The following is a 22,816-nucleotide window of genomic DNA, read 5'->3' as shown; positions in this document are numbered from 1 at the left end:
CACGGCAGGCGTTCCGTGATCTCCGTCCACGGCTGATCGCAGGCGGATGCTCGCCTCTGCAGCCGCGAGCGATCCTCGACGCATGGGTGCGCAGACGGTGCCGGGCTCGCGTCGCCGATTGGGGATCGGCGCGGCGGTCACCCTGGTCGTCGTCGTCGCCGCGGTCACGATCGCGATCGGCATCGTTCGTACCGGCGCCGAGGCGGCGATCGAGACGGTCCCGGACGTCGCCGTCGAGACGGTGGCGCCGGCGGCCGTCTACGTGCACGTGTCGGGAGAGGTCGCCGACCCGGGGCTGTACCGACTCGACCAGGGCGCGCGCGTCGTCGACGCCGTCGCTGCGGCGGGCGGGTTCACCGACCAGGCATCCCGCGAGGCGGTCAACCTCGCCCGACCGGTCAGCGACGGCGAGCAGCTCGTTGTCCCCGCCGAAGGCGCCGAGGGCACGGATGCCGCGGCCTCGGCCGCGCCCGAGGGCGACGGGCGCGTGAATCTCAACACCGCCGACCTCGCCGCCCTCGACACGCTGCCGAGGGTCGGTCCGGCGATTGCTCAGCGGATCCTCGACTGGCGCGAGACCAACGGGCGATTCACGAGCGTGGACGACCTCATGGCCGTCCCCGGGATCGGCGAGAAGATGCTCGCCTCGCTCCGCGACCTGGTGACCGTGTGAGCACCCGCACCGCCCGTCGTCGAGATCTCCGCCTGCTCCCCGTGGCCGTCACGGCGTGGTCCGGCGCAGGGGCGGCGATCGCCTTCCCGCAGCACACATTCGCCTTCGCGGCCCTTCTCTGGCTTGCCGCGGTCGCGCTGCTTGTGGTCGCCGCACGTCGTGCACGGCCGACCGTACTGGCGCTGGTCGCGGTCTCGTTGGCCGTCGCGGGGGCCTCCGCAACCCACGTCGCCATCGTCCAGCCGAGCAGGGACGCGGCGGCGGATCTGAGGATCGACGGAGGCCGCAGTGCCGCCTTCGAGGTCGACGTCGTAGGGAAGGTCGAGCGCTCCGCCACGGGGTTCCGCTTCGACGCGGTCACGCGCTCGGTGACGATCGGTGACGAGATCAGGGTCGTCTCGGCACCCGTGGTGGTCCGCGCATCCGAGCGCCCAAACGGGCTCGACCTCGGTGCCCGCGCGACGGCCACGGGGACGGCGTTCCGCGCCGATGCGACCGACCGTGCCGTACTCGTGGTCGAGGCGTCCGAGCTGGTGGTGGAGCGTGCGCCGACAGGGCCGTTCGCCGTGGCCGCGCGCCTGCGGACGGGACTGGTGGCTGCGGTCGAGGGGCTGCCCGACCCCGGTGCAGGGCTCGTCCCGGGGTTGGCCGTCGGCGACACCTCGGCCGTCACCGACGAGCTCGACCAGCAGATGAAAGCCTCCTCGCTGTCCCACTTGACTGCGGTCTCGGGGGCCAATTGTGCGCTCGTCGTCGGGATCGCGTTCGGTATCGCAGCGCTCTGCGGGGCGAAGCGCGGCGTCCGCGTCGCCGCCGGGCTCACAACCCTGATCGCGTTCGTCCTCCTCGTGTCGCCGGAACCGAGCGTCGTTCGAGCCGGAGCGATGGCCGCGATCGCGATGCTCGGTCTGTTGCTCGGGCGTATCGGTGCGGGAGTGTCCGTGCTCTCGGCATCCGTCTGTCTGCTCCTCATCCTCGATCCGTGGCTCGCGGCGTCGCTCGGCTTCGCCCTGTCCGCCGTCGCCACCGGATCGCTGCTGCTGTTCGCCGGCCCGCTCGCCGACGGCCTGTCGAGATGGATGCCGTCGCCCGCCGCGCTGGCACTGTCGGTGCCGCTCGCGGCGCAGCTGGCCTGCGGGCCGCTGCTGGTCCTGATCGAGCCGACGGTGCCACTGGTGGGGGTGCTGGCGAACCTGCTCGCGGGACCGGCGGCGCCGGCCGCGACGGTGCTCGGGCTGCTCGCCTGCCTCGCGTTGCCGGTGCCGGTGCTCGCGCAGGGGCTGGCGGCGATCGCGTGGCTGCCTGCCGCCTGGATTGCGGGCACGGCGGACCTGGCGGCGCGACTGCCCGGGGCGTCCCTCCCGTGGCTCGGGGGGCTGCCAGGCCTCGTCGCGCTGGCCGCGACAGGAGTCGCCATCGGAGCGGTGATCGCGGCGCGGCATCCTCGCCTTCGTCGAGCGGCGGCGTGGACATTGGCCGCTGCCGTGCTCGTCGTCGCCGTCTCCGGCCCCGTCCGGACCTTGTTCGACCGCACGCGGGTCCCCACCGACTGGGCCATCGCGGCCTGCGAGGTCGGGCAGGGCGACGCCGTCCTCGTCCGCGAGTCCGACGCCGTCATGCTCATCGACACCGGACCCGAGCCGGCCCCGCTGGCGGCCTGCCTCGACCGTTTCGCGATCGACCGCGTCGACACCCTCGTCCTGACGCACTTCGACCTCGACCACCGCGGTGGTGCCGACGCCGTCGTGGGGCGGGTGGATCTCGTCCTGCACGGTCCGGTGCCCGACGCCGACGCCGCCGAGACGCTCGAACGGTTCTCGTCTGCCGGTGCCCGGACGCAGCAGGTCACGGCTGGACAGGGCGGCACGCTGGGGGAGTGCCGCTGGCGGTCCCACTGGCCGAAGCCCGGCGACCCCGTCTACCCCGCCGGCAATGATGCGAGTGTCATCGTCGACGTGACCGGATGCCGCGTCCCCGACGCCCTCTTCCTCGGCGATCTCTCCGCGCAGGCGCAGCGCTCGCTCGTCGCGACGGGAGCGATCGACCGCGGGTACGCGGTCGTGAAGGTCGCTCACCACGGCAGCGCCGATCAGGACGGCGAGCTCTACCGGAGACTCGGCCCCAGCGTCGCGCTGGTCACCGTGGGAGAGAACACCTACGGACACCCCCGCGCCGAGATCCTCGATCTCCTCGAGGAAGAGCGCGCCACTGTTGCGCGGACCGACACGTCGGGTGACCTCGTCGTCTGGCGCGACGCCGCCGGTCTCCGCCTGTGGCGCTCGCGCGAGGGATGAGGGGCGCGGGTCACCGTCCGCCGCCCTCGGTAGGCTGGACCCCATGCCGAGCCCCCGTCGTCCCGCCGCGAAGACGACGAGATCGGCGATCCCGCAGATCTCGTGGCGCGCCCCGCAGCCTGCCCCCGTCGTGCTGGTGTCGGGGCCGGAGGAGATCTGCGCCGAGCGGGCGACCGCCGGCATCCGCGATTACCTCCGCGCCGAGGACCCGAGTCTCGAGGTCACCGACGTCCGCGCCGACGACTACGCGCCCGGCACCCTTTTGGCGGTGTCGTCGCCGTCGCTGTTCGGCGAACCGCGGCTGGTCCGCGTGTCGGGCGTCGAGAAATGCTCCGACGCGTTCCTCGCCGAGGCGATCCGTTACCTCGAGGCCCCCCAGGACGGCGCGACGATCGTCCTCCGCCACACCGGGGCCAGTGTCCGCGGCAAGAAGCTCCTCGACACCATCCGCTCCGGCGTCGGCGGCGGCATAGAGATCGCCTGCCCCGCCGTCAAACGCGACTCCGACCGCTTCGACTTCGCGGCGGGGGAGTTCCAGGCAGCGAAACGTCGCATCGCCCCAGCTGCGCTCCGCGCTCTCGTCTCCGCGTTCTCTGACGACCTCACCGAGCTCGCGGCGGCCTGCCAGCAGCTCATCTCCGACGTCGAGGGCGACATCACCGAGCAGGTGGTCGCGCGCTACTACGGCGGCCGTGTCGAGACCACCGCCTTCGCCGTCGCCGACACGGCGATCGCCGGGCGCTACGGCGACGCCCTGATCACGCTCCGCCACGCCCTCGCCTCCGGCGCGGACCCTGTTCCGATGGTCGCGGCCATCGCATCGAAGCTGCGCACCATGGCGCGAGTCGCCGGGTCGCGCGAGCCGTCGGGAGCCCTCGCCGCGCGCATCGGGATGAAGGATTGGCAGGTCGATCGCGCCCGCCGCGACCTCGCCGGCTGGACCGAGTCGTCCCTGGGTGTCGCGATCCAGGCGGCGGCACGGGCGGATGCCGAGGTGAAGGGCGCGTCCCGCGACGCCGTCTTCGCGGTCGAGCGCCTGGTCACCGTGGTCGCGACCCGCGCACCGTACGGCGCCTGAGCGCCCCCAACGACGAAGGCCCGCCCCCAGGGGGACGGGCCTTCGGACGTGGTGCGGCTCAGAGAGCGGCGACCTGCTTGGCGATCGAGGACTTGCGGTTGGCCGCCTGGTTCTCGTGGATGACGCCCTTGCTGACGGCCTTGTCGAGCTTCTTGGTCGCCTTCACCAGGGCCTTCTCGGCAGCGGCCTTGTCGCCGGCCGAGATGGCCTCGCGGGTCTGACGGACGACGGTCCGCAGCTCGCTCTTGACGGCCTTGTTCCGCTCGCGGGCCTTCTCGTTGGTCTTGTTGCGCTTGATCTGCGACTTGATGTTCGCCACGTTCGACGTATCTTTCGTTCGGAGTTATCAGGTGGATGTGCCGGCGACAGAAGAGGGCTGTCACACAGCGGTCGTGTGAGGGAGGAACCCACACGCAAGCCAAAAACCGATTCTATCAGGTGAGGGCCTCATCCCGAAGTCGACCGCTCCCGCGCCATGGTCGCCAGGGCCAGGTCGACGATCGCATTGAACACGCGCGGCCGCATGGCGGTGACGAGGTGGGATGTCCGGGGCACGACGATGAGCTCCGCCTCGGGTTTGAGCCTCGTGAACAGGCGTTCGTTGAGCCGCAGCTGATCCCACTGCCCGTTCACGAACCACATCGGGACCGAGATCCGCTGCAACGCGACCACGAGATCGAGGACCGACAGGCTGCGCAAGGCGATGTCCTGCGCGTCGTAGGCGTAGCCGCCGGCCCCGAAGTCCGCGCGGGTCTCCGGGGGGAGCGTCCGATCGAGCACGATGTCGGCGAGCGGCTGGCCCCGCCGGGGGAGCCGGTCGAACCCGCGAGCCAGTGTCCGGTAGATCGTGAGACCGGCGCCGCGCGGGATCGACGTGCAGCCCGCGGCGATGAAGGCTTCGACCGGCGGCGGTTGCTCCCTGCCCATGTACTCGATCGAGACGAGCCCGCCCATCGAGTGCGCGACCAGCAGCACGGGACCACGGGTCGCGGCATCCGTCACCGCGGCGTCGATGGTCTCGAAGGCGCCGTCCAGGGTGAAGGTCTCGCTCATTCGGGTGCCGTGCCCCGGCAGGTCCACCGCGGTGGCTCCGACGCCGAGGGCGGAGAGGTGCTCCAGCTGTGCGCGCCACATCGTCGCGGACGTCCGGATGCCGTGGACGAAGACCACCTGAGGCGTCATGCTCCCAGCCTACGAATTCGGGGCGTTGACGCGGAACGGGGGCGGACCCATGGATCCGCCCCCGTTCCGGATGCGTCCGATCAGAAGAGGACGCGCACCTTCACAGCCTTGCTCTCCGATCCCTCGGCGACCGTCGGGTCGTCGGGGACGAAGGTCGCCGTGTAGGCGTGGGTCCCGCGCGACAGGCGGCCGAGCGTCGTCGTCGCGGTGCCCCGACGCACCTCTGCCGTCGCGACCACGGTGTCGCCCTCGCGGAACTCCACGACGCCCTCGGCACGGCCGCCCTCCTGCGTGACGATCGCGACGAGCGTCGTCGGCAGGAACCGGTTGATGTGCACCGGCGGGACGGCCACGAGGCGGGTCTTCGTCGCGGCGGCGGGCTCTGCCGCCTCCGCCACGGTGACCGGCACCTGGACCACGGTCCCGCTCGGCGAGGCGGTCACGGTCAGCTGCGCAGCGCCGGCTGGCGTTCCTGCCGGCAGGGTGACGCTGACGGATGCCGCCCCCTCCGACACGGGCGCCGTGCCGAGCACCTGGTCACCGAGGCTGATCGACACCTCGCTGTTGGCGGGAGCGCCCTGGCTGGTGAGGTCGAGCCCGGCCACCTGGAACGACACCGTCTCGCCGGCGGCGACCGTCTCGGGGACGCCCGAGACCTGCACGCCGTGCTTGGCGTACGAGGGGGCGACGGGGGATCCGTCGGCGAGGTAGTCCACCCAGGCCTCGTAGTCGAGCAGGCCCGTGTCGACGTAGTCGTCGCCCTCCGTGAAGGCACGGAAGTTGTCGCCGCCGGCCGCCAGGAACGAGAACGTCCCGATGCGGTAGGTCCCGGCCGGGTCGATCGGCGCACCGTCGATCGTCACCGACGTGATCCGCTCACCCTCCGGCAGCGCCGGGTCGTAGGTGTACGACACGTTGTCCGAGAGTCCCAGCTGGAGGTAGGGACGCGCGGGGACGTTTCCCTCGGCATCCCGCTGCCACTGCTGCTCCAACATGGCCGTGAACTCCTCGCCCGTGAGCGTGACGAGCGCGAGCGTGTTGTTGAACGGCAGCACGGCGTTGGCCTGGCTGAACGAGATCGAGCCGTCGGCGAGGCCCGGCACCGCGGTGGCACCGAACTCCGCCTGCGTGTCGAACAGGTCGGCGCGCAGACCACCGGGGTTGGTGACGCCGATCACGGCGCCGTTCGGGAGGTCCGCGAGGCTGTCACGCAGCATGTTGGCGACGGTGTTGCCGAGCGTCGACTCCGCCGCACGGTTGTCGCGGGATCCGCCGGTGTACACGCCGTCGACGTACGAGCCGCCGCCGTAGGCGGTCGTGATGTCGCCGGACACCTGGCCGACCTCGGTGTTGCCGACAGCGGCCGCGTTCGCGAGTGCGGCCTTCGTGATCCGGTCGACCTCCGCGACCCGCGGGTAGGCGGCGATGAGGTCGGCGGCGGCGGTGGTCGTCCGGGCGACGTTGCGCTCGGTGTGCGCCGAGACCTCGCCGCTCGCGGCATCCACCGTCAGGGTGATCTCACCGATCTTGGCGCCGTACGATCCGGTCTGAACGACAGGGCGCGTGCGGTCCGTGCCGGGGATCGGCGCCGACCACGCGTACTCCTTGTGCGTGTGGCCCGTGAAGATCGCGTCCACCTCGGCGGAAGTGTCCTCGATGATCGCCCCGAACGCACCGCCCGCAGCGACCTCCTCGTCGAGGGTCGCGCCGTCCGGCGTGCCGGCTCCGGCCCCCTCGTGATAGAGCGCCACGATGACGTCGGCTTCTCCGTTGGACGGGTCGCCGTCGGTCAGCTGCGCCGCGACGCGGTTGACCGCCTCGACCGGGTCGCCGAAGTCGACGGACTCGATGCCCGTGGGGGTGACGAGCGTCGGGGTCTCCTCGGTCACGGCTCCGATGACGCCGACCGTGAGACCGTCGGCCTCCAGCAGCGCATACTCGTCGAGCGCCGGCGTGGTCGTGCCCTTCTCGTAGACGTTCGCGCCGAGCTGGGGAGCGTCGAAGGCCTCCGACACGCGGCCGGACAGGTCGGCGAAGCCGCGGTCGAACTCGTGGTTGCCGACGGCGCTCGCCTGCAGCCCCATCGCGTTCAGGACGTCGATCGTCGGCTGATCCTGCGCCACCGACGAGGCGAACAGGGAGGCGCCGATGTTGTCACCTGCCGACAGGAACAGGGTCGGACCGGATGCCGCCGTGCGCAGCTCTTCGACCGTCCCGGCGAAGGCGACCGTGTTGCTGTCGATGCGCCCGTGGAAGTCGTTGATGCCGAGCAGCGTGAGCTGCACAGGAGCGGCGTCCGCGTCCATGCCGACGATGACCGGGTCGTGGTCGCTCGAGCGGAACGGGTCGGCCGAGTAGAACTCGGTGCCGTGGGTGCGGAAGCGGCTGTACTCCAGTGCGATCGACTCGCCGGAGTTGATGTTCCAGATGTCCGCGCCGGTGGAGCGGGCCAGCGCCGCCTTGTTCAGGAGGATGTGGTCGAGCGAACCCGAGAGCCCCGAGAACCTGTAGGACGACGAGTCGATGTCGAACGCCTGCTCGGCATCGGCGTAGCCGGCCTCGTAGAGGACCTCCAGCGGGTCCTCCTGGCTGTAGGAGTTGAAGTCGCCCGCGAGCGCCACGGCGTCCACGTCGCCCTGGATCTCCGCGACCCAGTCGCGCAGCGCGGTCGCCTGGCGGACCCGCGACTCGTTCGACGAACCCTGACCGTCACCCGTGTCGGTATCGCCGGGCCAGGGGCCCGCGGACCCCTTCGACTTGAAGTGGTTCACGACGAACAGGAACGGATCGCCGCCGGCGGCAGGTTCGAACACCTGCGCGATCGGTTCCCGCGCGTTGCCGAAGGCTTCGCCGTCGGCGCTCTGGTCGCCGAGGGCGCGGGCGGCGCCGACGGGGGAGACGAGGGCGGGCTGGTAGATGATCGCGTTGGTGATGACGTCCTGCTCGGATGCCGGGGGCAGGTCCGCGGAGGACGGGACGAACGCCCAGGTCCCGGCGCCAGCCTCGGCGTTGAGCGCCGCCACGAGTGTCGACGTCGCCTCATCCGTTTCTTCGCCGAGCGCAGCGGAGTTCTCGATCTCCATGAGGCCGACGACGGCGGCATCCACCGACGTGATGGCCGCGACGAGCTTGGCCTGCTGACGCTCCAGGTCGGCGGCGTCCCACGCGCCGCGCTGTGCGCAGCCGTCACGGACGGTGACGCCGTCGCCGAAGCGGTCGGGGTAGGCCTCGCAGGTCGCCGAGTCGGTGCCGAGCGTCGTGAAGTAGTTGAGGACGTTGAACGAGGCGATCGACAGGTCTCCGCCGACATCCTCGGGAGCGTTGGTGCGGACGTTCTCGAAGACGACCTCGTCGGCGCCCGTGCCGTCGCCGACGACCGGCTCGGTGGGGTTCAGCTTCCAGGTGTCGTTGCGGTAGTCCACGATGAGCGGCGCCGTGAAGGTGACGCCCGCGCCCACCGTGACCGGCTCGGTGAGCGAGACGTAGGCGGGGGTCCGGGACTGGTTGGCGGCCGACGTGTAGTCGAGGCCGGCACCGTCATCGAGACGCACGCCGCGTGCGGCGTTGTCGGCCGCGACGGCGGCCGCCTCATCGCTGCCGGGTCGGGCGGCGTCGGTGGGTTGGCGCAGCGGCGTGTCGCCGGCGGCCAGCCCCACCTCGCCGAAGCGGTTGGTGCTGTACGTGTCGCTGACGGTGAACTCGCCCTGCGGGGCGATCAGCATCGATTCGAGCGACTCGCGCTGCGCCGCAGTGGTCGGCCACGCGACGGTCGCGGGCGTCGGCGCCTCTGCATCGTCGATGACCTCGGCGTCGCCCGCCTTGACCGTGAGCTCGGTGAGCCCGTTGAACTCGGACACGACACCGGTGACGGTCACGGTGTCGCCGAGGGCGACGTCACCCACCGCGCCGGGGGCGTAGACGAAGACGGCGTCCGACGCGGTGTGGCTCGCGAGGTCAAGCGCTCCGCCGGTGCCCGGGGTCTGGATGACGTAGCCGTTGTAGCCGCCGGTGGGGTAGTGGGCGGTGACGACACCGGTGGTGGTGACCGTGCGGCCGGCCAGCGGAGAGGCATCCGTCGTGCCCTGGATCTCGGCGATGGTCGCCGCCTGAGGCTCGGGGTCGGGCTCCGGTTCGGGGTCGATGTCCGCGCCGAGACCCGTGGGTGTGGGGATGCCGGCGGTGAAGTCCGCCGCGCTGTCGGCGGTGTTCGTGGCATCCTCGTCGCGCGAGACGCTCGTGGCGTTCGAGGTTCCGGGCGCCGGAGCGGAGCCGGCGAAGGCGCTCGCGGTGCTGCCCCAGCCGACCAGGTCGACGACCTGGTCGAGATCGGCGACGCCGGTGCTGCCGGCGAGGGCGGTTTCGCTGGAGACCAGGGCGACCTTGGCGGCGCTGCCGCTCATGGCGATCGTGCCCTCGACGTCGGCCTCGAACGCGGGGAGGGATGTGTTGCTGCCCAGCGCCTGACCGATGAGCAGGTTCTCGCCCGCAGGGAGGTCGATGTCGCCGAGCTTGGTGACCTGCCAGGTCCCTCCCGTCGCCGAGGCGTACTGGACGCTGAAGCCGCTCAGGTCGATCGTCTCGTCGCCGGTGTTGGCCAGCTCGACGAAGTCGCGGTTGAAGGCGGCGCCGCTGTTGCCGCCGCCGCCGTAGACCTCGGAGATGACGAGGGGCGAATCGGCCGACACCGCGGCGTTCGCCGCGCTCGGCACGAGGGCCAGGCCCGCAGCCGTCACGGCGGTGACGGTGAGCAGGGCACCGGTGCGGCGGAGGAAGGACGGTGAGGCGTGCGCGGGAACGGGTGGGTTCGACACGGTGGGATCTCCCGAAGCGGCACGGGCGCGGGGCTTATCGCGCAGGAACCGACCGCCACATTGAGCATTCGGGCGGTTCCGCGGCCCCGCAAGTGTCAGATCGGTTAACTCTTTCTCATATGGCGGACTGCTGGCGTGTCGGCATTGCGGCGGGTTATGGTGCCCGCTCTCCGGGGCAGGCGCCCGGCCTCGCGCCGGTAGACTCGGCTGGTCATGTCACCCCGCGCCCTTCAGCCCCTGCAGCCCGCGGCCACGCCGCCCGCGCAGCTTCGCAACTTCTGCATCATCGCCCACATCGACCACGGCAAGTCCACCCTGGCCGACCGCATGCTGCAGATCACCGGTGTGGTCGCCGACCGCGACATGCGCGCGCAGTACCTCGACCGCATGGACATCGAGCGCGAACGCGGCATCACGATCAAGAGCCAGGCGGTCCGGATGCCGTGGGCCACCGCCGACGGCACGTTCGCGCTCAACATGATCGACACCCCCGGCCACGTTGACTTCACCTACGAGGTCAGCCGCTCCCTCGCCGCGTGCGAGGGAGCGATCCTCCTCGTCGACGCGGCTCAGGGCATCGAGGCCCAGACCCTCGCCAACCTCTACCTCGCCCTCGAGAACGACCTCGAGATCATCCCGGTCCTGAACAAGATCGACCTCCCCGCCGCGGATCCCGAGAAGTACGCCGCCGAACTAGCGAACCTCATCGGCGGCGACCCGGCGGACGTGCTCAAGGTCAGCGGCAAGACCGGCGTGGGCGTCGAGGCCCTGCTCGACCGTATCGTCGAGCGCATCCCCGCTCCGGTGGGGGATGCCGACGCCCCGGCCCGGGCGATGATCTTCGACTCCGTCTACGACGCTTACCGCGGCGTCGTGACCTACGTGCGGATGGTCGACGGCAAGCTCGAGCCGCGCGAGCGCATCCAGATGATGTCGACCCGTGCTGCGCACGATCTCTTGGAGATCGGCGTCTCGAGCCCGGAGCCGGTCCCGACGAAGGGTCTCGGGGTCGGCGAGGTCGGTTACCTGATCACCGGCGTGAAGGATGTCCGCCAGTCCAAGGTCGGCGACACGATCACCAATCACCGCAAGCCCGCGACCGAAGCCCTCTCGGGGTACACCGACCCGAAGCCGATGGTCTTCTCGGGCATCTACCCGATCGACGGCAGTGACTACGCGGTCCTGCGCGAGGCGCTCGACAAGCTGAAGCTCTCGGATGCGTCGCTGCAGTACGAGCCCGAGACCTCCGTCGCTCTCGGCTTCGGCTTCCGCTGCGGGTTCCTCGGCCTTCTCCACCTCGAGATCATCACCGAGCGCCTCGCCCGCGAGTTCGACCTGGACCTCATCACGACGGCGCCGTCGGTGACCTACACGGTCACCACCGACACCAACGAGACCGTGACGGTGACGAACCCGTCCGAGTACCCCGACGGCCGCGTCGCGGAGGTCTCCGAGCCGGTGGTCAAGGTCGGCATCCTCCTGCCCAAGGACTATGTCGGCACGGTCATGGAGCTCTGCCAGTCCCGCCGCGGAACACTCCTGGGCATGGACTACCTCAGTGAAGACCGCGTCGAGCTGCGCTACAACATGCCCCTCGGCGAGATCGTCTTCGACTTCTTCGATCACCTGAAGTCCAAGACGCAGGGGTACGCCAGCCTCGACTACGAGCCGGCCGGTTCGCAGACGGCGGATCTCGTCAAGGTCGACATCCTCCTGCAGGGCGAGAAGGTCGACGCCTTCAGCTCGATCGTCCACCGCGAGAAGGCGTACGGCTACGGGACGATGATGACCGAGCGGCTGCGCAAGCTCATCCCGCGTCAGCAGTTCGAGGTGCCCATCCAGGCCGCCATCGGCGCACGCATCATCGCCCGCGAGAACATCCGCGCCATCCGCAAGGACGTCCTGGCGAAGTGCTACGGCGGTGACATCACGCGTAAGCGCAAGCTGCTCGAGAAGCAGAAGGAGGGCAAGAAGCGCATGAAGATGGTCGGACGCGTAGAGGTCCCCCAGGAGGCGTTCATCGCCGCGCTGTCGGGTGACGTCGAGGGCAAGGACAAGAAGTAGGCTGACACGATGCGCCGCGGGAGCTTCCAGGCAGGGACCGTCGACTACGCCGCCGTCGGGGCGACGCAGGCACCGGACCTCATGGGCTATCCGCCGAAGGGCACGACCCCGGCGGAGGCGTCGTGGCGCCTGGGCAGCGGCGAGAACCGCTTCGTCACCTCCAGCGAGTCGCTGCTCGGCTGGGGGGCCCAGCGCGGGGCGGGACTTCAGGTGAGCGATGTGCGCCCGGCATCCGGTCCCATGTACTCCGGCGTCGGCTTCGACGCCGACGGGAACGCGGTGCAGCCCAGCCGACTCGACGACGAGCAGCGCTTCGACGCCGATGGCGTCCCGTTCGCCAGCGCGGGGACGACGGTGCACGTGCGCGGCCGCGTCGGCGGGACGCGGGCGGATGCCGAACTCCGCGTGATCTCGGTCGTCGACGAGCCGCGACGGGTCGGATACTCCCTGGGCACGGTCGGGGGGTCGGTCGTCAGCGGAGAGGAGTCCTTCCTCCTCGAGTGGCGCGATGACGACGAGGTCTGGTTCACGGTCCGCGCCTTCGACAAGCCGACCGGTCTGCTGTATCGCGTCTGGCGCCCGCTCGTGAAGCGACGCCGTCGCGCGCTGTTCCAGGGGTACCTGCAGGCGATGTCGCCCATGTACGCCACCGGCTCCTGATGGGGTCGGCTCTTCCCCTCGGCGATCCGGCACCGGCCGACGGTGCTCTGCCCGCCGACGTGACCGTCTCGGACGACGTCGACTTCGGCGTCTACCTCCACGTCCCGTTCTGCCGGGTCCGATGCGGGTACTGCGATTTCAACACGTACACCGCCACCGAACTGCGGGGCGCCCGCCAGGACGCTTACGCCGACGAGGTCCTCCGCGAGATCGGGATCTCGCGGCGGGTGCTCGGCGACCGTGGACCGCTCCGGCCCGCGCAGACGGTGTTCTTCGGTGGCGGCACGCCGACGCTCCTTCCGCCCGGGGATCTGGCGCGGATGCTCGATGGCGTCCGGGGTGCCTTCGGGCTGGCCGACGGCGCCGAGGTGACAGTCGAGGCGAACCCCGACACGATGACGGATGCCGTCGCCGACATCCTCGCCGCAGCGGGCGTCACGCGCCTGTCGATCGGCATGCAGTCCGCCGTCCCGCACGTCCTCGCCGCCCTCGACCGGACCCACGACCCCGCGAACATCGCGACGGCCGTCGCCGCGGCCCGGAAGGCCGGTCTGGCGGTGAGCCTCGATCTCATCTACGGCGCGCCGGGGGAGTCGCTCGGGGACTGGCGGACCTCGCTCGAGACCGCGACGGCGCTCGCGCCCGATCACGTCTCCGCGTACGCGCTCATCGTCGAGGACGGCACGAAACTCGAGCGTCAGATCCGTCGCGGCGAGGTGGCTGCACCCGACGACGATCTGCAGGCCGACATGTACGAGCTGGCCGACGAGATGCTCGCCGCGGCGGGCTACGAGTGGTACGAGGTCTCGAACTGGACGACCGGCCGCGCCCAGCGCTCGCGGCACAACCTCTCGTACTGGCGCGGTCAGGACTGGTGGGGCTACGGCCCCGGCGCCCACAGCCATGTCGGCGGACTCCGGTGGTGGAACGTGAAGCATCCTGCGGCGTACGCCCAACGCCTCGCCGCGGGGCAGTCGCCGGCCGCGGGCCGGGAACGGCCGGATGCCGAGGCCCGCCGCCTCGAGGACATCCTGCTGCGCTCGCGCATCGCCGACGGCGTCGCGGTCGACGAGGCGACGGTCGCCGGGCGGCGGAATGTGGCATCCCTCATCGCCGACGGACTCGTCGACGGCGCCGCGGCGGTGCGCGGCACGGTCGTCCTGACCCGGCGCGGAAGGCTCCTCGCCGACGCCGTCGTCCGCGCGCTGACCGAGTGATCCGAGCACATCGCTCCGCGCGCGGTAGAATTGGCACTCCAAGATCGAGAGTGCCAGCGGAGGAGGGGTGATGGTCTCGGAACGCGGTCTGCAGGTGTTGCGCGCGATCGTCCAGGACTACGTCGACACGCGTGAGCCCGTCGGGAGCAAGGCGATCGTCGATCGCCACCAGTTCGGGGTGTCCGCCGCCACGATCCGCAACGACATGGCGCTGCTCGAGGACGAGGAGCTCATCACCGCCCCCCACACCTCGTCAGGCCGTGTGCCTACGGACAAGGGTTATCGGGTCTTCGTCGACCACCTCGCCGAGGTCCGTCCGCTGACGTCCGCGCAACGCTCCGCCATCGGCGCCTTCCTCGAAGACACCGGCGATCTGGACGATCTCCTGGTGCGCACCGTCCGCACGCTCACCCGCCTCACCGGTCAGGTCGCGATCGTGCAGTACCCCTCGTTCGCCAGGGCGAACGTCTCGCACGTCGAGGTCGTTCACCTCGGCGGCACCCGTGTCGTCATCATCGTCGTGACCGATACCGGACGTGTCTCGCAGCGCGTCGCCTTCCTCGCAACCGAGCCGACCGCCGACGAGGCCCAGCAGCTCAAGCTCGCGATGGCTGCGCTGCTGACCGGTAAGAGCGTGCGCGACGGTGCGGCCGCGATCGCCCGCATCCTCGAGGACGAGGCTCCCGCGCCGCGCGAGGAGAACCGTCGGATCGTCCTGCGGGCGATCGGCGAGGAACTGGACGAGTTTCGTTCCGATCGCATGGTCATGGCCGGTTCGGCGACCCTCGCCCGCCGCGAGGCCGACTTCCGCGGCAGCATCTACCCCCTGCTGGAGGCGATCGAGGAGCAGGTCACGCTCCTGCGCCTCATGGGCGAGATGGTCGCGGACGATCGGGGACTGGCGACCAGCATCGGCCGCGAGAACGAGCCGTTCGGGCTGGCCGAGGCATCCGTCGTCGCGGGCGACTACGACGCCGGCGGATCGCAGGCGCGCATCGGAGTCCTGGGGCCGACCCGCATGGACTATCCCACCAATCTCGCGGCGGTCCGTGCCGTCGCGCACTATCTGACGCGTCTGCTCGAAGAAGACGAGACGTCGCGCTGAACGAATCGGCCGTCGGGCCGGAGAGGTGATTGTGGCTGACCACTACGAGGTCCTGGGTGTCGCGCGCGACGCGAGCCCGGATGAGATCAAGAAGGCATACCGCCGACTGGCGCGCCAGCTCCACCCCGATGTCAACCCGGGTGAGGATGCGGCGGAGCGTTTCAAGCTCGTCACGCACGCGTACGACGTCCTGAGCGACCCGGATCAGCGCCAGCGCTACGACCTGGGGGGCGACGCGGGCGCCTTCGGCGGTTCGGGAGCGGGCTTCGGCGGCTTCAGCGACATCTTCGAGACGTTCTTCGGCGGGGGAGCGGGAGGGACCCGCGCGGGCCGTCCGCGGTCGCGCCGCGAGCGCGGTCAGGATGCGCTCGTTCGCGTTGACCTCACTCTCGGCGACGTCGTCTTCGGCGTCCACCGCGACATCGAGGTCGACACGGCGGTCCTGTGCGAGACCTGTCAGGGTTCGTGCTGCCAGCCCGGCACGCAGCCCGTCACCTGCGACATCTGCCACGGCTCGGGTCAGATCCAGCGGACCGTCCGGAGCCTGCTCGGCAACGTCGTCACGTCGCAGCCGTGCACGACCTGCCAGGGGTACGGCACGACCATCCCCTACCCCTGCTCCACGTGCCAGGGTCAGGGCCGTGTGCGCGCGCGCCGCACGGTGTCGATCGACATCCCCGCAGGCGTCGAGACCGGGCTCCGGCTGCAGCTGCCCGGCTCGGGCGAGGTCGGCCCCGCGGGCGGCCCGAACGGCGACCTGTACCTCGAGGTCACCGTCGCTGCGCACGACGTCTTCAGCCGCGACGGCGACGACCTGCTCGCGACCCTCGAGGTGTCGATGATCGACGCGATCCTCGGCACCAGCGTCACGATCGACTCGCTCGACGGACCGGTCGACCTCGAGATCCGTCAGGGTGTGCAGGCCGGCGACGAGCTCACTATCCGGGGCCGCGGGATCACCCCGCTCCGCGGCGAGCAGCGCGGTGACCTCCGCGTGGGCGTGCAGGTCGTGACGCCCTCTCATCTCGACCCGAAGTCGCGCGCACTCGTCCAGGAGCTCGCCAAGCGCACCCGTCCCGCACCGCCGCACCTGGCCGAATTCCACCCCGGGCTGTTCTCCAAGCTCCGCGGCAAGTTCAAGCGCTGACCGTGGCCCTGCACTTCCTGACCGAGGATGCCGCCGCCGCCCGCCCGGGCGATGTCGTGCAACTGACGGGCGCCGAGGCGCATCACGCCGCTGCGGTCCGTCGCATCCGGGTCGGGGAGGGAGTGACCGTCGGCGACGGCCGGGGTCTCTGGCTCACCGGCACGGTCGCGTCGGTCGCGCCGAAGGAGGTCGTGGTCGAGGTGGCGCAGCGCGAAGAGCATCCCGAGCCGTCTCCGCGCACGGTTCTCGTCCAGGCTCTCGCCAAGGGCGATCGCGATGAGCTCGCCGTGCAGGCGGCGACCGAGCTGGGTGTCGACGCCATCTTCCCCTGGCAGGCCGCCCGATCCGTCTCGCGTTGGGACGGCGCGAAGGTCGCGAAGGGCGTCGCGCGCTGGGAGACCATCGCCCGCGAGGCGGCCAAGCAGGCGCACCGCCCGTGGCTGCCGGGGGTCGCCGAGCCGGTGACGACGCGGCAGCTCGTCGCACACGCCGGATCGGCTCGGATGCTGGTGCTCGAGCCGACGGCATCCGCTGCACTCTCGAGCGTCGAGCTCGATGCGACCGACACCCGGGACGTGCTCCTCGTCGTGGGACCGGAGGGCGGCATCGCGCCGGACGAGCTCGAGCTCCTGCGTGGCGCGGGTGCGACGCTCGTGCGACTCGGCGACACGGTGCTGCGCACCTCGACCGCCGGTCCCGCAGCGCTCGCGCTCGTGAACCGGGCACTCGCGCGCTGGTGAGTCGGCACCGGCCGACGCAGGATGCCGCTGACTAGACTGGAGGGATGAGCGAGCCGTCGGTGTTCACCCGCATCCTCCGGGGTGAGATCCCCTCCGAGATCGTCGCGGAGACCGAGAACGTGTTCGCCATCCGCGACATCTCCCCGCAGGCTCCCGTGCACCTGCTCGTCATCCCGAAGAGCGAGGGATTCCGCGACGTCGTGGAGCTCGCGGCAGGTGACCCCGCCTTGCTCGCCGAGATGGTGGGGCTCGCGAACAGTCTCGCGGCCGAGCACGCCGACGGCGATTTCCGCCTGATCTTCAACACCGGCCCGGGAGCGGGTCAGACCGTCTCCCACGTCCACGCCCACGTGCTGGGCGGCGGGCTCAGCGAAGGGAGCCTCGGTGGCTGACAGCACCGAACCCACCGTCGACCGCATCTACGCGGACGGCGTCGCGATGGTGCAGCTGCTGGGTCCTCAGGACCGTCTGCTGCGCACCGTCGAACGAGAGCACCCGGACGTGCAGGTCCACGTCCGGGGCAACGAGATCACCCTCACGGGTGAGGCGGCCGCGGTCGGCCGTGCGCGGGAGCTCGTCGACGAGCTGATCGGCATGGCGCGGGCCGGGCAGGGTCTCGACCCGAGTGACGTCACACAGTCGAACCGCATCCTGCGCGAGAACGGCGGGATGCGTCCGTCCGAGGTGCTCGGTGAGGCGATCCTGTCCTCGCGCGGCAAGGTCATCCGCCCGAAGACGCTCGGGCAGAAGGAGTACGTCGACGCGATCGAGGAGAACACGATCGTCTTCGGCATCGGCCCCGCCGGTACCGGCAAGACCTATCTCGCCATGGCGAAGGCCGTTCAGGCGCTGCAGCGCAAGGAGGTCAGCCGCATCATCCTGACCCGTCCCGCCGTCGAGGCGGGGGAACGGCTCGGTTTCCTCCCGGGAACGTTGACCGACAAGATCGACCCCTACCTGCGGCCGCTCTACGACGCGCTCAACGAGATGATGGACCCCGAGCTCGTCCCGAAGCTCATGGCGTCCGGCACCATCGAGGTCGCGCCCCTGGCCTACATGCGCGGGCGCACGCTCAACGACTCGTTCGTCGTGCTCGACGAGGCGCAGAACACGACGCCCGAGCAGATGAAGATGTTCCTCACCCGTCTCGGGTTCGGAACGCGCATGGTCGTCACCGGCGACATCACGCAGGTCGACCTGCCCCAGGGTGCGTCGGGTCTGCGCCTGGTCACGCGGGTACTCAAAGACATCGACGACATCCACTTCGCGCGGCTGACGAGCGCCGACGTCGTCCGTCACACCCTCGTGGGCCGCATCGTCGACGCCTACAGCGCGTACGACGAGGAGAAGCTCGCCGCACGCCGCGAGCGCGACGAGGCGAGCGAGTTCGCGAACCGCGCCGAGCGTCGAGCGGGCCTGCGTCCCGCCGGCCCCCGTGACCGCCAGCCCAAACGAGGACGATCATGACCATCGAGATCACCAACGAGTCCGGCGTCGAGGTCGATGAGACCGTGCTGCTGCGCCTGACCGAGCACAACTTCGCAGAGCTCCACGTGAGCCCCGATGCGGACGTCGCGATCCTCCTCGTCGACGAGGGCGCGATGGAGGCGCTGCACGTGCAGTGGATGGACGAGCCGGGCCCCACCGACGTCCTCAGCTTTCCCATGGACGAGCTGCGCCCGGGCACCGAGGAGGCGCCTACGCCTCCGGGCCTGCTCGGCGACATCGTCCTCTGCCCGCAGGTCGCCGAGACCCAGGCGCAGGCCGCCAAGCACTCCACGATGGACGAACTCATCCTCCTGACGACGCACGGCCTCCTGCACCTGCTCGGGTTCGATCACGCCGAGCCCGAGGAGGAGCGCGAGATGTTCGGGCTCCAGAAGGAGCTCATCGGCGCGTTCCACTCGAGCGAGCGCCGCCGGCGCGCATGACCGAGATCCTCCTCCTCGTCGCGGCCACCCTCCTTGTCGCGCTCGGCGGCCTGATGGCCTCGCTCGAGGCTGCGCTCGACGTGACGGGCCGTGCGGATCTCGCGGATCTCGCCGACGAGGCGCGCTCGGGCACGGCACTGCGGCGGATCGCCGCCGACCCCGATGCGCACCGCACCGCCGTCGTGTTCATCCGCATCCTCGTCGAAACGGCCGCCGCGGTCCTCGTGACGGTGGCCTTCACGTTGATCTTCGACAACATCTGGTGGGCGATGCTCGCCGCCGTCGTGCTGATGACGGTCGCCTCGTTCGTCCTCGTCGGCGCGTCCCCGCGCGCCGTCGGTCGCCAGCACGCCAAGGCATTCCTGCGGTTCTGCGCTCCGCTGATCCGCGGCGCCCGCATCGTGCTGGGGCCCCTCGCCCACCTGCTCGTGCTCGTGGGCGACCGGCTGACCCCCGGCATCCACCGCGGCGCCTCGTTCGCCTCCGAGGAGCAGCTGCTCAGCATGGTCGACGAGGCCGCGTCGCAGGATCTCATCGAGGCCGACGACCGCGACCTCATCCACTCGGTGTTCGACTTCACCGATCGGTTCGTGCGCGCCGTCATGGTGCCCCGCACCGACATGGTGACGATGGATGCCGCGGCCACCACGCAGCAGGCGATGACGCTCTTCCTCGACAAGGGCGTCTCGCGCATCCCCATCGCCGACGGAGAGGCCGACGACATCACCGGCGTCGTCTACCTGAAGGACCTCGTGCAGTTCGCGTACCGGGACGAGACCGCCTGGCGCGGCGTGCCGGTCGCCCAGATCGCGCGCCCGGCCGTCTTCGTCCCGGAGTCGATGCGCGCCGAAACCCTGTTGCAGCAGATGAAGCGCGAGGCGGTGCACGTCTGCCTCGTCGTCGACGAGTACGGCGGCGTGTCGGGCCTCGTGACCCTCGAGGACCTCATCGAAGAGCTCGTCGGCGAGATCGCGGATGAGTACGACCTGCGCACGTCCGAGGTCTCCGACCTCGGTGGTGGCCGGTTCCGGGTGAGCACCCGCCTCGGTCTGGACGAGGTCGGCGACCTGTTCGGGATCGAACTGGAGGACGACGACGTCGACTCGATCGGCGGCCTGTTCGGCAAGGTGCTCGGAAGCGTCCCCGTCCCGGGGGCGCGCGTCGAGCACAGCGGGCTCATCCTCACGGGCGGCACCTCGCTCGGGCGCGGCCGGGGCCTCGCCACCGTCTTCGTGGAGCGTGCCGAGAGTCTCGACGCTGCCGAGAGGGCGTTTTCCACCACCACCGGAGAGATCCGCGTCTCGCGGGGATCGGAGTGACCGTGACGCATCGTTCCGGTTTCGTGACGTTCGTGGGGCGGCCCAATGTGGGCAAGTCCACGCTGACCAACGCCCTGGTCGGTGAGAAGGTGGCGATCACCAGCGACAAGCCGCAGACCACCCGGCGCGCGATCCGCGGCATCCTGAACCGCCCGGGCGGGCAGCTCGTGATCGTCGATACCCCGGGAATCCACAAGCCGCGCACCCTTCTCGGGCAGCGGCTGAACGACCTCGTCGAGCAGGTGCTGGGCGACGTCGACGCGATCGGGTTCCTCGTGCCCGCCACCGAGAAGGTCGGTCCCGGCGACCGCCGCATCGCGGCTTCCCTCGACGGGTATCGGCGCGCCAAGAAGGTGGCCATCGTCACGAAGGTCGACATCGCGAGCCGCGAGGAGATCACGGAGCGTCTCATGGAGGTCGACGCGCTGCGCGAGGACTGGGACGCGGTGATCCCGTTGTCGGCCGTGACCGCCGACCAGCTCGACGTCCTCGCGGACGAGCTGCTGAAGCTGATGCCCGAAGGTCCGGCGCTCTACCCCGAGGGGGTCGTGACCGACGAGAGCCTCGAGGACCGGATCGCCGAGATCATCCGCGAGGCGGCGCTGGACGGCGTCCGGGACGAGCTGCCTCATTCCATCGCCGTCACGGTCGAGGACGTCAGCGCGCGCGAAGACAGCGATCTCACCGACGTGTACGCGAACATCGTCGTCGAACGGGACAGCCAGAAGGCCATCATCATCGGCCGCAAGGGCTCGCGCCTGGCGGACGTGGGCGCCCGTGCGCGCGCGGGGATCGAGCCGCTCGTCGGCGGACGGGTGTTCCTGTCGCTCCGTGTGCGTGTGGCGAAGGAGTGGCAGCGCGACCCCAAGCAGCTGGGGCGCCTCGGATTCTGACCGGCGCGGATGCCGGGACGACAGGAAGGACGACGCATGGCTCAGGCATGGTTCGCAACCGGACCCGGCGGGATCTCGGAATGGGAGCTCCGGGAGGTCGAGGTGACACCTCCCGGGCCGGGCGAGGTCACGATCCGCGTCCACGCGGCGGGGATGAACCCCGCCGACGTCAAGCACAGCGCACGCCCCGGTGCCGCTTTCCCCGTTCCCCTGGGCTACGAGGTGTCGGGGGAGATCACGGCACTCGGCCCGGACACCTCGATCGGCTCGGGGACAGCGCACGTGGGCGATGAGGTGCTCGCCTTTCGGGTGAGCGGGGGCTACGCGACCGAACTGACCGTCCCGGCCGAGAAGGCGTTCCACAAGCCCGCGACCCTCACGCATCCCGAGGCGGCGAATCTCCTGCTCGCGGGTGCCACCGCCGCCGAGCTGCTCGACCGCAGCGGTGCCCGCGCGGGCGAGCTGGTCCTCTTCCACGCGGCGTCCGGCGCGGTCGGCGTCAGCTTTCTACAGCAGGCGCGTGCACGCGGCGTCCGCGTGGTGGGCACGGCGGGTGCCGGCAACCTCGACGTCGTCCGTCGCTACGGCGGGATCGCGATCGAGTACGGTGCCGGCCTCGTCGACCAGGCGAGGGCGGCGGCCTCGGGCGCGCCGTACGTCGCCGCACTCGACGGCGTCGGAACGGACGAAGCGCTCGATGCGTCCTTCGACCTGGTCGCAGACCGTCAGCGGATCATCACGATCGTCCGCCCCGACCGCGTCGAGAAGGACGGCATCGTCGCGATCGGCGGCATGATGAGGGCCAGCGCGGTCTTCCGCGACGGAGTCCGCGGCGCACTCGTCGACCTCGCCGCGCAGGGCATGCTCGAGGTGCCCGTCGCGCGGACCTACGCGTTGACGGAGGCGCGGGAGGCGGCGGAGTTCCTCATGACCGGCCACCCCGGAGGCAAGCTCGCCCTCATCCCCTGATCCCCGGGAATCCGTCGATCACTCGACGAGTCGCAGCGCCGATCGCACGATGACCTTGTCGGCGCCGAAGTCCTGGTCAGCGGCACGCTGCCACGTGCCGTCGTCCCAGATGACGTCGACGTAGACCCACCCGTCCTGGTCGTACGACCCCAGGTAGGCATCGCCGATGGCCTCGGGAGCGACGGCGTGGATCGTGTCGACGTCGGTGGGGGTCGCTGTGCCGGGCCGCCCCTGCGTGGGATCGGGTGCCGGCATCGCGTCGAAGAGCGCGAGCGGGACCGGTGTCCGCGTCACGGTGAATGCGTCGCCGTCGTACGTCCCCCACACCGCGAACGTGCCCCACGTCGACCCTGCCGTGGTGGCGGTTTCGGTGAGGCCGTCCCACGACCAGCCGAGGAGAGGGATGCCGCTGCACTGCGGCGGTGCGGACTCGGCTACGGCGCCGAGGCAGAGCTTCGCCGACGACCCGTCGTCGAGAACCGTTCCCTGCCCCCACACCTCTCCGTCCGGGGGTTCAGGGGTGAGCGCGGCGAGAGCCGCTCCCGCGGGCGCTGCATCCCCGCCGGCACCGGCGGCCGAGGTCGAGCAGGAGGTGAGGAGAAGGACGGCGCCCGCGAGCAGCGCGGTGCCCGAAAGCAGAGAGGCGGTGGAGCGACGGATCGTCATACCGGGGGAGTGTCGCGGCCGCGGCATCCGTCTCGGATGTCATCGCTTCGGCTCGGGGTGTAACGTG

The 22,816-nt window shown here is 70.7% G+C and carries 19 protein-coding genes; 15 read left to right on the top strand and 4 right to left on the bottom strand.

What is annotated here, in order from left to right:
- The first annotated feature begins 82 nt into the window (after positions 1-82).
- The 3 genes from ACIGEP_RS05860 to holA are packed head-to-tail and all read left to right on the top strand — an operon-like array spanning position 83 to position 4,045.
- Positions 83-673, top strand: coding sequence for a ComEA family DNA-binding protein (locus tag ACIGEP_RS05860; protein ID WP_396660666.1), 591 nt, complete (start codon positions 83-85; stop codon positions 671-673).
- On the top strand, positions 670-2,967 hold the full coding sequence (locus ACIGEP_RS05855) for a ComEC/Rec2 family competence protein (RefSeq protein WP_396660665.1): 2,298 nt from the start codon (positions 670-672) through the stop codon (positions 2,965-2,967). The genes ACIGEP_RS05860 and ACIGEP_RS05855 overlap by 4 nt, the downstream gene beginning before the upstream one ends.
- 43 nt (positions 2,968-3,010) lie before the next feature.
- Positions 3,011-4,045, top strand: a complete 1,035-nt coding sequence (holA, locus tag ACIGEP_RS05850) for a DNA polymerase III subunit delta (RefSeq protein ID WP_396660664.1) — start codon at positions 3,011-3,013, stop codon at positions 4,043-4,045.
- Between the two features lie 58 nt (positions 4,046-4,103).
- On the opposite strand, the gene rpsT is transcribed toward holA, so the two are convergent.
- The 3 genes from rpsT to ACIGEP_RS05835 all read right to left on the bottom strand — a co-directional run bounded on the left by rpsT (position 4,104) and on the right by ACIGEP_RS05835 (position 10,038).
- Positions 4,104-4,364, bottom strand: coding sequence for a 30S ribosomal protein S20 (gene rpsT, locus ACIGEP_RS05845; RefSeq protein WP_396660663.1), 261 nt, complete (start codon positions 4,362-4,364; stop codon positions 4,104-4,106).
- 128 nt (positions 4,365-4,492) lie between these two features.
- Entirely contained in the window at positions 4,493-5,227 is a 735-nt protein-coding gene (locus tag ACIGEP_RS05840; RefSeq protein WP_396660662.1) for an alpha/beta fold hydrolase, read from the bottom strand.
- Positions 5,228-5,307: 80 nt separating this feature from the next.
- Positions 5,308-10,038 carry an ExeM/NucH family extracellular endonuclease gene (locus tag ACIGEP_RS05835; protein WP_396660661.1) on the bottom strand — a complete coding sequence of 1,577 codons (4,731 nt, stop codon included), beginning with the start codon at positions 10,036-10,038 and terminating at the stop codon, positions 5,308-5,310.
- Positions 10,039-10,251: 213 nt separating this feature from the next.
- Between ACIGEP_RS05835 and lepA the strand changes: the two genes are divergently transcribed.
- The 12 genes from lepA (at position 10,252) to ACIGEP_RS05775 (ending at position 22,083) form a co-directional block, all read left to right on the top strand.
- A complete protein-coding gene (gene lepA / locus ACIGEP_RS05830; protein WP_396660660.1) occupies positions 10,252-12,102 on the top strand; it encodes a translation elongation factor 4 in 1,851 nt (616 codons plus the stop codon).
- Positions 12,103-12,111: 9 nt separating this feature from the next.
- A complete protein-coding gene (locus ACIGEP_RS05825) occupies positions 12,112-12,762 on the top strand; it encodes a DUF1990 family protein (RefSeq protein ID WP_396660659.1) in 651 nt (216 codons plus the stop codon).
- Positions 12,762-13,979 (top strand): radical SAM family heme chaperone HemW, encoded by a 1,218-nt coding sequence (gene hemW / locus ACIGEP_RS05820; RefSeq protein WP_396660658.1) that lies wholly within the window; start codon positions 12,762-12,764, stop codon positions 13,977-13,979. Before ACIGEP_RS05825 ends, hemW begins: the two co-directional genes overlap by 1 nt.
- Positions 13,980-14,049: 70 nt before the next feature.
- Positions 14,050-15,084 carry a heat-inducible transcriptional repressor HrcA gene (hrcA, locus tag ACIGEP_RS05815; RefSeq protein ID WP_396660657.1) on the top strand — a complete coding sequence of 345 codons (1,035 nt, stop codon included), beginning with the start codon at positions 14,050-14,052 and terminating at the stop codon, positions 15,082-15,084.
- Positions 15,085-15,115: 31 nt separating this feature from the next.
- Positions 15,116-16,231 (top strand): molecular chaperone DnaJ, encoded by a 1,116-nt coding sequence (gene dnaJ / locus ACIGEP_RS05810; protein WP_396660656.1) that lies wholly within the window; start codon positions 15,116-15,118, stop codon positions 16,229-16,231.
- Positions 16,232-16,233: 2 nt separating this feature from the next.
- Positions 16,234-16,971 (top strand): 16S rRNA (uracil(1498)-N(3))-methyltransferase, encoded by a 738-nt coding sequence (locus ACIGEP_RS05805; RefSeq protein WP_396660655.1) that lies wholly within the window; start codon positions 16,234-16,236, stop codon positions 16,969-16,971.
- A 44-nt stretch (positions 16,972-17,015) separates the two neighbouring features.
- A complete protein-coding gene (locus ACIGEP_RS05800; RefSeq protein WP_396660654.1) occupies positions 17,016-17,363 on the top strand; it encodes an HIT domain-containing protein in 348 nt (115 codons plus the stop codon).
- 46 nt (positions 17,364-17,409) lie between these two features.
- Positions 17,410-18,438, top strand: coding sequence for a PhoH family protein (locus tag ACIGEP_RS05795; RefSeq protein WP_396661021.1), 1,029 nt, complete (start codon positions 17,410-17,412; stop codon positions 18,436-18,438).
- A complete protein-coding gene (ybeY, locus tag ACIGEP_RS05790) occupies positions 18,435-18,902 on the top strand; it encodes an rRNA maturation RNase YbeY (RefSeq protein ID WP_064002183.1) in 468 nt (155 codons plus the stop codon). Before ACIGEP_RS05795 ends, ybeY begins: the two co-directional genes overlap by 4 nt.
- The gene (locus ACIGEP_RS05785) at positions 18,899-20,221 is read left to right on the top strand and encodes a hemolysin family protein (RefSeq protein ID WP_396660653.1); all 1,323 of its coding nucleotides are present in this window, start codon (positions 18,899-18,901) and stop codon (positions 20,219-20,221) included. The genes ybeY and ACIGEP_RS05785 overlap by 4 nt, the downstream gene beginning before the upstream one ends.
- Positions 20,218-21,114, top strand: coding sequence for a GTPase Era (era, locus tag ACIGEP_RS05780; RefSeq protein WP_396660652.1), 897 nt, complete (start codon positions 20,218-20,220; stop codon positions 21,112-21,114). Before ACIGEP_RS05785 ends, era begins: the two co-directional genes overlap by 4 nt.
- 36 nt (positions 21,115-21,150) lie before the next feature.
- Positions 21,151-22,083, top strand: a complete 933-nt coding sequence (locus tag ACIGEP_RS05775; RefSeq protein WP_396660651.1) for a zinc-binding alcohol dehydrogenase family protein — start codon at positions 21,151-21,153, stop codon at positions 22,081-22,083.
- Positions 22,084-22,101: 18 nt separating this feature from the next.
- Here ACIGEP_RS05775 and ACIGEP_RS05770 read toward each other — a convergent pair whose 3' ends face one another.
- Positions 22,102-22,749: a hypothetical protein gene (locus ACIGEP_RS05770; RefSeq protein ID WP_396660650.1), complete on the bottom strand. Its 648-nt coding sequence runs from the start codon at positions 22,747-22,749 to the stop codon at positions 22,102-22,104.
- Positions 22,750-22,816: the final 67 nt, after the last annotated feature.

This window comes from Microbacterium sp. NPDC077663, from assembly GCF_044542795.1.
In the GTDB taxonomy this organism is placed as follows: domain Bacteria; phylum Actinomycetota; class Actinomycetes; order Actinomycetales; family Microbacteriaceae; genus Microbacterium.
This window is presented reverse-complemented; position numbering and strand designations above follow the sequence as displayed.